The sequence below is a fragment of the Tsukamurella ocularis genome, assembly GCF_024807615.1.
Taxonomy (GTDB): Bacteria; Actinomycetota; Actinomycetes; order Mycobacteriales; family Mycobacteriaceae; genus Tsukamurella; species Tsukamurella ocularis.
The window spans coordinates 286,842-300,594 of the sequence record NZ_JANUCJ010000004.1 but is presented as its reverse complement, the minus strand read 5'-3'; the positions used below and the strand labels follow the sequence as shown (position 1 = coordinate 300,594).

The 13,753-nt window shown below is 71.2% G+C and carries 13 protein-coding genes; 5 read left to right on the top strand and 8 right to left on the bottom strand.

The window, feature by feature from the left end:
• Nucleotides 1-12 precede the first annotated feature (12 nt).
• The gene (locus HNP44_RS17850; RefSeq protein ID WP_259142622.1) at nt 13-444 is read left to right on the top strand and encodes a carboxymuconolactone decarboxylase family protein; all 432 of its coding nucleotides are present in this window, start codon (nt 13-15) and stop codon (nt 442-444) included.
• Between the two features lie 24 nt (nt 445-468).
• Here the strand turns inward: HNP44_RS17850 and gatA are convergent, their stop codons facing one another.
• The 5 genes from gatA to HNP44_RS17825 form a co-directional block, all read right to left on the bottom strand.
• Nucleotides 469-1,965 (bottom strand): Asp-tRNA(Asn)/Glu-tRNA(Gln) amidotransferase subunit GatA, encoded by a 1,497-nt coding sequence (gatA, locus tag HNP44_RS17845; protein WP_374758800.1) that lies wholly within the window; start codon nt 1,963-1,965, stop codon nt 469-471.
• Complete coding sequence (gene gatC, locus HNP44_RS17840) at nt 1,962-2,258, bottom strand: Asp-tRNA(Asn)/Glu-tRNA(Gln) amidotransferase subunit GatC (RefSeq protein ID WP_259142618.1); 297 nt, start codon at nt 2,256-2,258, stop codon at nt 1,962-1,964. Before gatC ends, gatA begins: the two co-directional genes overlap by 4 nt.
• Before the next feature lie 296 nt (nt 2,259-2,554).
• Complete coding sequence (locus HNP44_RS17835; protein ID WP_259142616.1) at nt 2,555-3,109, bottom strand: dihydrofolate reductase family protein; 555 nt, start codon at nt 3,107-3,109, stop codon at nt 2,555-2,557.
• Complete coding sequence (locus tag HNP44_RS17830) at nt 3,106-4,035, bottom strand: helix-turn-helix domain-containing protein (RefSeq protein WP_259142615.1); 930 nt, start codon at nt 4,033-4,035, stop codon at nt 3,106-3,108. The genes HNP44_RS17835 and HNP44_RS17830 overlap by 4 nt, the downstream gene beginning before the upstream one ends.
• A 59-nt stretch (nt 4,036-4,094) precedes the next feature.
• Nucleotides 4,095-4,712, bottom strand: a complete 618-nt coding sequence (locus HNP44_RS17825) for an antibiotic biosynthesis monooxygenase (RefSeq protein ID WP_259142614.1) — start codon at nt 4,710-4,712, stop codon at nt 4,095-4,097.
• A gap of 141 nt (nt 4,713-4,853) precedes the next feature.
• Between HNP44_RS17825 and HNP44_RS17820 the strand changes: the two genes are divergently transcribed.
• From HNP44_RS17820 to hutH, 3 genes are all read left to right on the top strand, one after another.
• Nucleotides 4,854-5,507 (top strand): amino acid-binding protein, encoded by a 654-nt coding sequence (locus tag HNP44_RS17820; protein ID WP_259142613.1) that lies wholly within the window; start codon nt 4,854-4,856, stop codon nt 5,505-5,507.
• A gap of 113 nt (nt 5,508-5,620) precedes the next feature.
• Complete coding sequence (locus HNP44_RS17815) at nt 5,621-6,997, top strand: amino acid permease (protein WP_259142612.1); 1,377 nt, start codon at nt 5,621-5,623, stop codon at nt 6,995-6,997.
• Nucleotides 6,997-8,532: a histidine ammonia-lyase gene (hutH, locus tag HNP44_RS17810; protein WP_259142611.1), complete on the top strand. Its 1,536-nt coding sequence runs from the start codon at nt 6,997-6,999 to the stop codon at nt 8,530-8,532. Before HNP44_RS17815 ends, hutH begins: the two co-directional genes overlap by 1 nt.
• 537 nt (nt 8,533-9,069) lie before the next feature.
• Here hutH and hutG read toward each other — a convergent pair.
• Genes hutG through hutU form a run of 3 tightly spaced genes read right to left on the bottom strand, consistent with a single transcriptional unit; the run spans nt 9,070 to nt 12,844 of the window.
• Nucleotides 9,070-10,002, bottom strand: a complete 933-nt coding sequence (gene hutG / locus HNP44_RS17805; protein WP_259172184.1) for a formimidoylglutamase — start codon at nt 10,000-10,002, stop codon at nt 9,070-9,072.
• Nucleotides 9,999-11,177, bottom strand: coding sequence for an imidazolonepropionase (hutI, locus tag HNP44_RS17800; protein WP_259142609.1), 1,179 nt, complete (start codon nt 11,175-11,177; stop codon nt 9,999-10,001). Before hutI ends, hutG begins: the two co-directional genes overlap by 4 nt.
• Nucleotides 11,177-12,844 carry a urocanate hydratase gene (hutU, locus tag HNP44_RS17795; protein WP_259142608.1) on the bottom strand — a complete coding sequence of 556 codons (1,668 nt, stop codon included), beginning with the start codon at nt 12,842-12,844 and terminating at the stop codon, nt 11,177-11,179. The genes hutI and hutU overlap by 1 nt, the downstream gene beginning before the upstream one ends.
• Before the next feature lie 156 nt (nt 12,845-13,000).
• Here hutU and hutC point away from each other — a divergent pair, with 156 nt between their 5' ends.
• On the top strand, nt 13,001-13,750 hold the full coding sequence (gene hutC, locus HNP44_RS17790; RefSeq protein WP_259142607.1) for a histidine utilization repressor: 750 nt from the start codon (nt 13,001-13,003) through the stop codon (nt 13,748-13,750).
• Nucleotides 13,751-13,753 lie beyond the last annotated feature (3 nt).

The following is a 13,753-nucleotide window of genomic DNA, read 5'->3' as shown; positions in this document are numbered from 1 at the left end:
GAGGAATCCACCATGAGCCGCACCCCCGGAGCCACGTCGTCGCCCGAGACCTACAAGGCGCTGGTCGCGCTGGACGGACGGCTGGCGAAGTCGCTCGGCAAGGTCTTGTACGACATCGTCAAGCTGCGCGCCTCGCAGATCAACGGCTGCGCGTACTGCGTCGACATGCACGCGAGCGACCTCGAGCGGCTGGGCACGCCCACCCGCACCATCTACGGCGTCGCCGCGTGGGAGGAGAGCCCGTTCTTCGACGAGACGCAGCGCGTCGCGCTCGCCTTCGTCGAGCGCCTCACGGGAGGCATCGACGCGGTCGACGACGCCCTGTGGGACGAGGCCGGCCGCCTCCTCGGCGAGGAGCGCCGCACCGATCTACTCGTCGCCGTCGGCACCATCAACACCTGGAACATGCTGGGCGTCACCACCCACCTCCACCCGGCCGCGTAGTCGGTCGGGTGGGTCGGAGCACCGTCAGGCGACGGGACCGCGGGCGGCCTCGTATGCCGCGCCCACCTTGTACAGCCGGTCGTCCGCCTGCGCGGGCGCCAGGATCTGCAGGCCGACCGGCAGGCCGTCATCACTGGAGAGGCCCGACGGCACTGACATGCCGCAGTGACCTGCCAGGTTCGTCGGCAGCGTGAACAGGTCGAACAAGTACATCGCCAGCGGATCGCCGACCTTCTCCCCCAGCTTGAACGCTGTGGTGGGGGTGGTCGGCGAGACGATGACGTCGACCTGCTCGTACGCCTTGGCGAAGTCCGCGGCCAGCAGGGTGCGGACCTTCTGCGCGCTGCCGTAGTAGGCGTCGTAGTAGCCGGAGCTCAGCGCGTAGGTGCCGATCATGATGCGCCGCTTGACCTCCGCGCCGAAGCCGGCCTCACGGGTGAGCGCCATGACCTCCTCCGCGGAGTGCGTGCCGTCGTCCCCCGACCGGAGGCCGTAACGCATGGCGTCGAACCGGGCGAGGTTCGAGGAGACCTCCGACGGGAGGATCAGGTAGTACGCGGCCAGCGAGTACTGCAGCGTCGGCAGCGAGACCTCGACGGTCTCCGCGCCCAGGTCGCGCAGCTGCTGCACGGCCTTCTCGAAGGACGCCTGGACGCCGGCCTCGGTGCCGTCGGCGCCGAACTCCTTCACCAGGCCCACCCGGACGCCCTTGAGGTCGCCGGAGGCCCCCGCGCGGGCGGCGGCCACGACGTCGGGCACCGCGGCGTCGAGCGAGGTCGAGTCGCGCGGGTCGTGCCCCGCGATCACCTCATGCAGGAGCGCGGTGTCGAGGACGGTGCGTGCGCAGGGCCCGCCCTGGTCCAGCGACGACGCGCAGGCGACGAGGCCGTAGCGGCTGACGGCGCCGTAGGTCGGCCGCACGCCGACGGTGGCGGTCAGCGACGCGGGCTGGCGGATGGAGCCGCCGGTGTCGGTGCCGATCGCCAGCGGCGCCTCGTGGGAGGCGAGCGCCGCGGCGCTGCCGCCGCCGGAGCCGCCCGGGGTGCGGTCGGCGGCCCACGGGTTGCGGGTCACGCCGTAGGCCGAGTTCTCCGTCGACGAGCCCATCGCGAACTCGTCCATGTTGGTCTTGCCGAGGATGGGGATGCCGGCGGCGCGCAGCTTCGCGGTGACGGTCGCGTCGTACGGCGCGGTCCAGCCCTCGAGGATCTTGGAGCCGCAGGTGGTCGGCGCGTCGGTCGTGGTGAAGACGTCCTTGAGCGCCAGCGGCACGCCGGCCAGTGCGGATGCGGGCTGCTCGCCGCGGGCCCGGGCGTCGTCGACGGCGCGCGCGGCCGCGAGGGCCCCCTCGCCGGAGACGTGCAGGAAGGCGCCGAGGTCACCGTCGACCTCGGAGATCCGGTCCAGATGTGCCTGGGTGACCTCGACGGAGCTCAGCTCCCCCGAGGAGATACGGGCGGCCAGGTCGGCGGCGGTGGCGCCGGTGATCTCGTTCGAAGCTCGCAGGTCGGTCACGGTCACTCCTCCCCCAGGATGCGCGGCACGGCGAAGCGGTCGCCCTCGCGGTTCGGGGCGCCCGAGAGCGCCTCCTCCGGCGTCAGGCTGCCCGACGGTGCGTCGGCCCGGTTCACGTTGATGTTGCCGACCGGCAGAGTGAGCGGCGCGACGTCGGCGTCGCCGACCTCCGTCACCACCTTGACGTGCTCGAGGATCGAATCGAGCTGCGTGGCGAAGACGTCGAGCTCTTCGTCAGTGACGGCGAGGCGCGACAGGCGCGCCAGATGGGCGACCTCGTCCCGGGAGATGGCAGACATGCCCTAGATCCTAGGCGGCGCGGGCCGGCGCCCGCACACGGCGTCATCGCACCGTCACGACCACCTGACTCCGCGCGCCGCACATCGCTGCCGCAGCCGGCGCCTCGTCGAATCGCGCAAGCGGCACGGTGGCGCGCCCCGGGGAACGAGGACGCCCTGGACGGCGAGGGCGACAGGGTCGCCAGGCCGGCCCCGTCGGCGCGGACCGACACTGATACGGACCAGATCCGGTCCGTCCGGGGCTCGGTCCCGGAAAGCAACACCTCGATGCACGCGGTGCATCTGGCCCGCGCCGACTACGACGCGGCGGACCGCGCCCCGACCACGCGGTAACGGCCGCAGAGGAAGGCCTTGTTGCGCGCCCACTCGATCAGCTCGAAGTCGAAGGCGCGCGGGAAGAGTGGCCGCCCGGACCCGACGGTAGCGGGCGCGTAACTGATCATCACCTCGTCGAGCATGCCCGCCTCAGCGAACTGCGCCGCAAGGTCGCCGCCGCCGACCACCCACACGCCTTTCTCCCCTGCGGCCTCCTCGATCGTCGCGCGGAGTTCGGCCGGGGTGCCCGCCACGAAGCGCACGCCGGGGTGGATCGGGTCCAGCTCCCGGTGGGTGAACACGAACACCGCGTAGTCGGCGTAGTACCACGGTTCGTCGCCGGCTTCGACCCTATCGACCACCCACTGGTAGGTGGTGTAGCCCATCACGATCGCGCCGACGCCGGTCATGTACTCCTCGATGTTCATCGGCCCGCCGTCGTCGATCGGCTGGCTGAGCAGCCAGTCCAGGCTGTCGTTCTCGTCGGCAAGGAAACCGTCGAGCGTGGAAGCGGTGTAGTACGAGTAGGCGGTCACGATGCTCCTCCGGTGACGCGTCGGTGCCAGATGATGGGATCGGGGTCCAGTTCGGGGGTGTCGAGGGCGACGCCGACATCGGCCAGCATCCAGCGCACCAGCAGCCGACGGTGCGCGGAGAAGGTCAGCTCGTGCACCACGATCTGCGAGAGCAGGAAGGACTCGGGCGGATCACAGAGCGCGTCGATCACGCGATCGCCCCACGCGCCACGTCGTCCGATGTCGCGAATCAGGCCCAGCCACCGCGGCGAGATCCGCTCGTGGTGCGCGCGAAGAACATCGGGATCGGCGTCGGGATCGCGCTGAGGCTCGGCGTCGCCCGCGATCGTCGCGAGCCAGGGCTCGGCGCTGTGCACGAGGTGCCACATCAGTTGGGAGAGGGACTCGTCCGGTCCGTCCCAGTGGCGCGGCGACGACCCGGGCAGCCGAACCTTCCGGTACTCCTCGGCCGACAGTCCCGCGACCGCGTCCAGGAGCGCACCGATATCGGCCGCGTCGTGCTGCACCTGCAGCGCCAGCACGTCCCCCGTGGACTCCTCGTGCCCGTCCTCGACGTAGAGCACCGTCGGCGAGTGGAAGTGCAGGCCGTTCGGCGATGGCAGCCAGTGCCCGACGGTGGCCGGGAGCTGCGAGGGCGAATGCCCGTAGGCCCGGGCGAAGGCCCGGATGAACCCCTCGACGGACTCGTACCCCGCGCCGAAGGCGGCGTCGGTCACCGTCGATCCGCGCTGCAACTGCCAGGCGGAGCGCTCGAGCAGCACCCGGCGACGCAGGGCGACGGGCGATTCGCCCGCGCCGGCGCGCACCTGCCGGGCGAAGTGATGCAGCGAGCTGTGTGCGCCTGCTGCCATAGCGTCGAGACTCTCGTGCGGATCAGCGAGGACGGCCTCGAGGAGTCGGCGCAGCGGATCGGCGGGTTCGGACATGGGAACAGTATCGACCGCCGGACCCCGCCGCCGCTTGACCGTTCTTGCTCAGCTCGAGATCAGGTGAGAGAACGTCGCTCCAGCCACGGCTTGATCCTCGCGGTCACCCACGGCAGCACCAGGAAGACCATGAGCGGGGTGTTGATCAGCGTCGCGATCAGGGTGCGGCCCATCAGGCCCCAGCCGTGCGCGGGCAGGAAGGTCAGGTGCGGCAGCACCAGGAAGTTGATCAGCAACGACAGCGGGAAGAAGCCCAGCCAGATGGCGACGGCCTGCTTCCACCGCGGCGGAACCTTCGCCACGGGGGCCGCGACGGGGCCGGCACCGTCGGACTGGGGGGAGAACCAGCCCTCGATCCCGGAGAGACGGTGCGTCGCGGTCTCGACGGCGAGACCCTCGCACCGCTCCAGCCAGTGCTTGCGCACGCGGGAACTCTGCCAGTCCTCCAGCTCCTCGTCGGAGGCGAAGCGGTAGATCACGAAGTAGAGCTCGGGGTCGTCCGCGGAACGGACCCATCCGCCGCCCAGGAAGCCGCGGTAGGTACGGGCCAAGGCGATTCCCGCGTCGGTCCAGGCCAGGAATTCGTGTTCGCGGCCGGGGGCGATGCGTCGGGCGACGGAGGTCAGCGAGGCCTTGTGGGCCGCTCCTGCCTCCGACCGGGTCTCGGTGTGGGGCATGCGTACCAGTGTCGAGGCGGAAGCTCCGGGACACCAACCGGGGCGGTGTGATCTTGCCGACGTCCGTCTCGGTGCGCGGAGACACCCTGCGAGACCGGGCAGGATCAGCGCGACGCGGGGCCGGGTGCCACAATCGGAGGCGTGTCCTACCTCCTGCGTGTCCGCCTCACCGACCGTCCCGGCAGCCTCGGCTCCCTGGCCGTGGCCCTCGGCTCAGTGGGCGCCGACATCCTCTCGCTCGACGTCGTGGAGCGCGGCGAGGGCTTCGCGGTCGACGACATCGTCGTGGACCTCGGACCGCAGTCGCTCCCGGACACGCTGATCACGGCGGCGGAGTCCCTCGAAGGGATCACGGTCGACTCGATCCGCCCGTACGCCGACGTGCTGGACACCCACCGTGAGCTCGAGCTCATCGATCACGTGGCGGGGGCCGGGCACGACCAGCTGCAGATGCTGGCGGATCAGGTGCCGCGCGTGCTGCGGGTGGGCTGGTGCGCGGTGCTGAGCAACGCCGCGGACACACCGTGGCCCATCTTCGGCTCGTCGGGCCTGCCGGAGACACCGCCCGAGCATCTCGACTTCCTGCCGCTCGGCGGGCCCGTCGAACTCGACGCCGAGGCCGACTGGGTGCCGCAGGCCTGGCAGCAGCTGGATACCAAGCTGGCCGCCGCGCCGCTCGGCGCGATCGGCAAGGTGGTCCTCGTCGGACGCCCGGGAGGCCCCGACTTCCGCCCGTCCGAGGTGGCGCGACTGGGCTACCTCGCGGGCATCGTGGCGACGGTTCTGGTCCGCTAAGTACAGCGCTGCCGGATCCGCACCGGTCAAGGTCTTGCAGATTTGTATAGACAGCGCTATACATATCAGGTGTGATTCGCCACACACCTCCGCTCGCCCGTTAAGGAGTCCCCGTGAGCGACCTCGGCTCCACCCTGGTCCGCGGCCTGTCCGCGCGCCACATCCGCTTCATCGCCCTCGGCTCCGCCATCGGCACCGGCCTGTTCTACGGCTCCGCGTCGGCCATTCAGTCGGCCGGCCCCGCGGTCCTCGTCGCGTACATCATCGGCGGCGCGGCGATCTACATCGTGCTGCGCGCCCTCGGCGAACTCGCCGTCCGCAATCCCGTTGCCGGCTCGTTCGGCGAGTTCGCCTCCGCGAACCTCGGCCCGCTCGCGGGCTTCATGACGGGGTGGACCTACATCTTCGAGATGATCGTGGTGGCGCTCGCCGACGTCACGGCGTTCGGCGTGTACATGGGATTCTGGTTCCCCGACGTGCCGCGCTGGATCTGGGTGCTGTCGATCATCTTCTTCATCGCCGCCGTGAACCTGGTGGGCGTCAAGACCTTCGGCGAGCTCGAGTTCTGGTTCACCCTGATCAAGATCGCGGCGATCATCGCGATGATCGGCGGCGGCATCGCCGTCCTCATCTTCGGCTTCGGACTGCACGACACCTCGCAGGGCGTGTCCAACCTGTGGTCGAACGGCGGTTTCTTCGCCACCGGTCTCGGCGGCTTTCTGGGCTGTTTCGCCATCGTCATCTTCGCCTTCGGCGGCAGCGAGATCATCGGCATCACCGCCGGGGAGGCGAAGGATCCGGAGAAGACCATCCCCCGCGCCGTCAACACGGTGCCGATCCGCATCCTGCTGTTCTACGTACTCACCCTCGCGGTAATCATGGCGATCATCCCGTGGAATGAGATCACCAAGGACCGCAGCCCCTTCGTGCAGATCTTCGAGGCCCTGGGCGTCGGCCCCGCGGCAGCGGTGCTCAACGTCGTCGTCATCACCGCGGCACTCTCCGCGATCAACAGCGACGTCTTCGGCGCCGGCCGCATGCTCTACGGCATGGCGCAGCGCGGGCAGGCGCCGCAGGCCCTGACCAAGGTCTCGCGGAACGGTGTCCCGTATCTCACCGTGGTCATCATGGCCGGCGCGCTGCTGGTGGGCGTCGTCCTGAACTGGCTGATCCCGGAGAACGTCTTCGCGGTGATCGCCTCGATCGCCACCTTCGCCACCATCTTCGTCTGGCTGATGATCCTGGCCGCGCAGTACAAGGCGCGCCGCTCGATGACGCCCGAACAGGAGGCCGGCCTGAAGTTCCCCGTGCCGCTGTGGCCCTACGGCCAGCTGATCACGATGGCCTTCCTCGTCTTCGTCACCGTCCTCCTCGGGTTCCACGCGGACACCCGTGTCGCCCTCTACGTCGGCGCGGCCTGGCTGGTCATTCTGGCCGTCGCGTTCGGCCTCCTCCCCCGCACCCCGAAGATCGAAATGGAGAAGATCTGATGAGCACCGTCACCGTCGGCCTCGGCCCCGTCAGCCCCGAGGACGTCCTACGGGTCGCCCGCGAAGGCGCCGCCGTGGAGCTGTCGCAGGAGTCGCTGGACGCGATGGCCGCGACCCGCGCGCACATCCGCGCGCTCGCCGACAGCCCGGAGCCCGTCTACGGCGTCTCCACCGGCTTCGGCGCGCTCGCCACCCGGCACATTCCTACCGAGCTGCGCAAGCAGTTGCAGCGCAGCCTGATCCGCTCGCATGCCGCCGGCTCCGGGCCCGAGGTCGAGCGCGAGGTGATCCGCGGCCTCATGCTGCTGCGCCTCTCGACGCTGGCCACCGCCCGCACCGGCGTCCGCCCCGAGGTCGCGAAGGCCTACGCAGCGCTGCTCACCGCCGGCATCACCCCTGTCGTGCACGAGTACGGCAGCCTGGGCTGCTCGGGCGACCTCGCGCCGCTGGCGCACTGCGCGCTCGCGGTGATCGGCGAGGGCACGGTCCGTACGTCCGACGGTGCGCTCGCCCCCGCCGCGGAGGCCCTGGCCGCCGCCGGCATCGAGCCCGTGGTGCTGGAGGAGAAGGAGGGCCTCGCCCTCATCAATGGCACCGACGGCATGCTCGGCATGCTGGTCATGGCCTGCCACGACCTGCGCGGCCTCCTCAAGCTCGCCGATATCACCGCGGCGATGAGCGTGGAGGGCCTCATGGGCACCAACCGGGTCTTCGCCGCCGACCTGCAGGCCCTGCGGCCGCAGCCCGGCCAGGCCGTAGCGGCCGCGAACATGACGCGCCTGCTCGACGGCTCACCGATCGTCGCGAGCCACCGCGAGGACACCACCGTGGTGCAGGACGCCTACTCGCTGCGCTGCGCCCCGATTGTCACCGGCGCCGCCCGCGACACCGTCGCGCACGCCGAGACCGTGGCCGGGTACGAGCTGGCCGCCGCGGTGGACAACCCCGTCATCACCCTCGACGGCCGGGTGGAGTCGAACGGCAACTTCCACGGCGCACCCGTCGCCTACGTGCTCGACTTCCTCGCCATCGTCGCCGCCGACGTGGCATCCATGAGCGAGCGGCGCACGGACCGGTTCTTGGACAAGGCACGCAACCACGGGCTGAACCCGTTCCTCGCGGACGATCCCGGCGTCGACTCGGGCCACATGATCGCGCAGTACACGCAGGCGGCGATCGTCTCCGAGCTCAAGCGGCTCGCGGCACCGTCGTCGGTGGACTCGATCCCCTCCTCCGCGATGCAGGAGGACCACGTCTCGATGGGTTGGTCCGGCGCGCGGAAGCTGCGTCGCGCGATCGACGGCCTCAGCCGTGTGCTGGCGATCGAGGCGCTGACCGCGGCCCGTGCCATCGACATGCGCGCGCCGCTGCAGCCCGCCGCCGCGACCGGCGCCGTCCGCGATCTCATCCGCAGCCGCGTCGAGGGTCCCGGTACGGACCGCTACCTCGCCCCGGAGATCGAGGCCGTCGTCGAGCTCGCCGCTTCCGGCTCGCTCGTGGCCGCCGCGGAGCAGGTCGCGGGCGAGCTGGCCTGAGCCGGCGGCCTCGGCCCGGAGGGCGCGGCGGAGCGGGGCACGGCGGTTGCGGCGCTTCGGCGGCACCGGTCGTCGCTGCCGATCGGTATGCGCACGGCACATACCTACGTCTTCGCCGGTGAGAGGCGTGAATCAGCGGTGGGGCCATGCGCGCGGCGCATGGCCCCATACGTCTGCGGCGAGGCGCCGCCGCCTCGCGCGAGCAGGCGTACGTCAGGGAAACCCGGCGTTCAGCGTGGGAGAGGCGGCGTTCGATGGCGAATCCGCGCCGCGCAGGGGACGGCCGAGCCCCCACCGGACGCGCGTCGTGCGGCGGGGGACGAAACGCCGTACGGGGGAATCGGTGCGGCGCGGGGGACGACTACCGCTGCGGGCGAGATCCGCGACACGCGCGAGTGAGGCTATGCGCCTGGCACATAGCCTCACTCAGTGAAACAGCCTCTGAACAGTACCTTTCACGCCATGCGCGCGTCGCATGGCTGTCGCGATCGACCACCGCACCAGCACGGAGCGCGACAGCTCGCTGAACGCCCGCTCTCAGCGGCGGGTGACGATGCGATGGATGAGTCGGGCCGCCGTGCGAGCCGTGCGGTTGTCGACGTCCAGGGACGGGTTGAGCTCGGCAATATCGAGAAGGCGGAGCTTGCCGCTCGCCGCCGCCACATCGCACACCCGCGAGATCACCTCGAGCGGAACACCCAGGCCCGCAGGCGCGGAGACGCCGGGGGCGACGGCCGCCGGCAGCACGTCGAGGTCGATGGTTAGGTACAGCGCGTCGATCCCGCCGAGGAACTCCTGCACGAACCGCTCCACGGCGGGCATCGACAGCACGCCGCACTCGTCGTCGAGGAGGTAGCGCACGCCGAGGCGCTCGGCCTCGTCGAACAGCGCGCGGGTGTTGCCCGGCTGCGAGATGCCCACGACGGCGTAGTCCAGCCGCCGCCCCGCGGCGTCCTCGGCGAGCGCCATCTGCCGGAACGGGGTCCCGGAGCTGGGCCGCGGCGCGGCGCGAAGATCGAAGTGCGCGTCCAGGTTCAGGACGCCGAGGCGCGCGCCGTCGGCGACGGCGCGCGAGTCCGCGATGCCCAGGTAGCTGCCGTAGGCGACCTCGTGGCCGCCGCCGAGGACGACGGGGAGGCCACCGTCGTCGAGCACGGACGTCACCGCCGCGCCGAGCCGTGCCTGTCCCGCCTCGAGGTCGTCGTCGCCGGTCACGACCACGTCGCCGAGGTCCGTGACCTCCAGATTCGCAGCGAGCGCGAGCGTTCCGAGGGCGCCACGCAGCGCGGCCGGGCCCGCGGCGGCGCCGGGCCGCCCGAGGTTGCGCACCACGCCGGCATCGCTGGCGAAGCCGATCAGCGCGGTCGCGCCCGGGACCGGCCCGGATGCCATCGCCGAGTGCCAGCGAAGGTGCTCCCGGCCGGGACCGTCGTCGCGTCCCGTCCAGGCCGACGGTGCCCGGTCCGTCATCGCTCGACTCCGGCCGAGAACACCCGGGACACCAGTGGCACGCCGGGCCGGTAGGCCAGATGCAGGTGCGACGGGGCGTCGAGCACCGTCAGGTCGGCCCGCATGCCGACGCGGAGCGCGCCGACATCGGTGCGCCGCAACGCGGCAGCGCCGCCGGCGGTCGCGGCCCACACCGCCTCGTCGGGGCTCATGTGCATCTCCCGCACGGCGAGCGCGATGCAGAACGGGATGCTCGTGGTGTAGCTCGTGCCCGGGTTGCAGTCCGCCGCCAGGGCGACCGTCACGCCCGCGTCGAGCAGAGCCCGCGCGTCGGGGTACTTGTTGCGCGTGCTGAAGTCCGCGCCCGGCAGCAGCGTGGCGACGGTGCTGCCGCCGGCGAGGGCCTCGACGTCGGCGTCGGTGGTGTACGTGACGTGGTCCACGGACGCGGCGCCCAGTTCCACGGCGAGGCGCACGCCCGCGCCGTAGGAGAGCTGGTTGCCGTGCACACGCGGCACCAGCCCCGCAGCCATGCCCGCCGTCAGCACCGCCCGGGACTGCTCCTCCGTGAAAGCGCCCTCCTCGCAGAAGACGTCGATCCACTTAGCGCGCGCCGCGCACGCCGGAATCATCTCGTCCATCACCATCGCGACGTAATCGTCCTGCCGCCCTGCGTACTCGGGCGGCGCGACGTGCGCGGCGAGCAGCGTCACCTCCTCGGACACCCCCGACGCGACGTCGAGGCTGCGCGACTCGTCGCGCACCGTCTGGCCGTACCCGGTCTTGATCTCCAGCGTGGTCGTGCCCTGCGCCCGCGCCTCGGCCGCGAGCCGGGCGGCGTTCGCCGACAACGCCTCGTCGGAGGCCGCGCGGGTCGCGGCGATCGTGGTGCGGATGCCGCCGGCGCCGTACGCGGCTCCGGTCATCCGGGCCGCGAACTCCTCCGCCCGGTCGCCGCCGAAGACAGTGTGCGAGTGGCTGTCCACGAATCCCGGCAGCACTGCGCGGCCGTCGACGTCGATGCGCGCACCAGCGGCGCCGTCGGGGACGCGGGCCGACGCGCCGACCCACTGGACGGCACCGTCGCCGATGACGACGGCGGCGTCGCGGATCAGCCCGAGCCGCCCCTCCCCCGCCTCGGGGTCGTTGGTGACGAGCGATCCGATGCCGTCGATGACGGTCCAGCCGGGCGACATCAGTTCTCCTGCATGGGGATGCGGACGCCGCGCTCGCGAGCGACCTCGTTCGCGTACTCGTAGCCCGCGTCCGCGTGGCGGATCACGCCCATGCCCGGGTCGTTGGTGAGCACGCGCTCCAGCTTTTGCGCCGCGAGCTCGGTGCCGTCGGCGATGCACACCTGGCCGGCGTGGATCGAACGACCCATGCCGACGCCGCCGCCATGGTGGATGGACACCCAGGACGCGCCCGACGAGGTGTTGACCAGCGCGTTGAGCAGCGGCCAGTCGGCGACCGCGTCGGTGCCGTCGGCCATGGCCTCGGTCTCGCGGTACGGCGAGGCGACGGAGCCGGAGTCGAGGTGGTCGCGGCCGATCGCCAGGGGGCCGATCTCGCCCGCGGCGACCATCTCGTTGAACTTGACGCCGGCGCGGTGCCGCTCGCCGTAGCCGAGCCAGCAGATGCGGGCGGGCAGGCCCTCGAAGTGCACCTTCTCCCCGGCCATCGTGATCCACCGCTTGAGGTGCTCGTTCTCGGGGAAGAGCTCGAGGATCGCCTTGTCGGTCTTGGCGATGTCCTCCGGATCGCCCGAGAGCGCGGCCCAGCGGAACGGGCCGAGGCCCTCCTCGAACAGCGGGCGGATGTAGGCGGGCACGAAGCCGGGGAACTCGAAAGCACGGTCGTAGCCGCCCTTGCGCGCCTCGTCGCGGATCGAGTTGCCGTAGTCGAAGACCTCGGCGCCGGCGTCCTGGAAGCCCACCATGGCCTCCACGTGCGCGGCCATCGACTTCTGCGACTCCTCGGTGAAGTACGCCGCGTCCTTTTCCGCCATCTTCTTCCAGTCCTCGACGGCGATGCCGACGGGCAGGTAGGACAGCGGGTCGTGCGCCGAGGTCTGGTCGGTGACGATGTCGATCGGGGCCTTGCGCGCGAGCAGCTCCGGGAAGACCTCGGCGGCGTTGCCCACCAGGCCGATCGACAGCGGCTCGCGGGCGTCGCGCTTGGCGATCGCCAGCTCCAGAGCCTCGTCGAGGGTGGCGGCCTTGGTGTCGAGGTAGCCGTGGGCGATACGGCGGTCGATGCGCGACTCGTCGACGTCCACGCAGATCGCGACACCGTCGTTCATGGTGACCGCGAGGGGCTGCGCGCCGCCCATGCCGCCCACGCCGCCGGTGAGGGTGATGGTGCCCGCGAGGGTGCCGCCGAAGCGCTTCTTCGCGACGGCGCCGAAGGTCTCGTAGGTGCCCTGCAGGATGCCCTGGCTGCCGATGTAGATCCACGAGCCGGCCGTCATCTGGCCGTACATCATCAGGCCCTCGGCCTCGAGGTGCCGGAAGTGCTCCCAGTTCGCCCAGTCGCCCACCAGGTTCGAGTTGGCGAGCAGCACGCGCGGCGCCCACTCGTTGGTGCGGAAGACGCCGACGGGCTTGCCGGACTGGACGAGCAGGGTCTCGTCGTCGGCGAGGGTCTGCAGGGTGCGGACGATGGCGTCGTAGGCGGCCCAGCTGCGGGCGGCGCGGCCGGTGCCGCCGTAGACCACGAGATCGTCCGGGCGCTCCGCCACCGCGGGGTCGAGGTTGTTCATGAGCATGCGCATCGCGCCCTCCTGCTGCCAGCCGCGGCAGGAGAGCTCGAGGCCGTGCGGGGCCCGCACGGGGCGGGCGCCGGCGGAGAAGTCGTGAGTCATGGGGCGAGTCCTCTCGAGGGGACGGAAGTGCTGTCGTGATCCATGACACACGGCGTCCACCCGCTGCGGCCAGGCACGGCACCGTGACGTCTCGTATCCGAGACATCATCTGCGGAACGGTCCGCCGGGTAGTGTGCTCACCGAGGAGGTTCGACGGTGACGATTGCGGACACGGAGGTCGCGTCGCTCTATCGTGCGCAGCAGCTCCACGGACCGGCGTACCGCCGCCTCAAGGAGCTCGTCGTGGAGCAGATCGCCAGCGGGCACTGGACCGAGGGCCAGCAGTTGCCTGCGGAGACCCTGCTCGCCACGTCGCTCGGCCTGTCCCGGATGACGGTGAACCGCGCGCTGCGCGAGCTCACCGCGGAAGGACTCGTGGTTCGCACTGCCGGCGTCGGGTCGTTCGTGGCGAAGCCGAAGGCCAGTTCGGCCCTGTTCGAGGTGCACTCGATCGCCGACGAGGTGGCGGCGCGCGGCCACCGGCACCGTGCCGAAGTGCGCACCCTGACAGCGGAATCCGCGGATTCCCGCGCCGCCGCAGATCTCGATGTTCCCGAGGGCGCAGCCGTCTTCCACTCCGTGCTGGTGCACTTCGAGGACGAGCGCGCGATCCAGCTCGAGGACCGCCTCGTGGTCGCCGCCGAGGCCCCCGACTACCTGAGTCAGGACTTCACCCACCGCACCCCGCACGACTACCTGATGGAGATCGCCCCGCTCATGCGCGGCGAGCACGTCGTGGAGGCGGTCACGCCGACCGCGCAACAGCGCCGTCTGCTGCAGCTCGGTGAGAGCGAGGCGGGCCTGATGATTCGGCGGCGCACCTGGTCCCGCGACCGCGTCGTCTCGGTCGCCCGGCTCCTGCACCCCGGCACGCGGTACCGGCTCGAGGGCGTCTTCGACGCGTAAAGG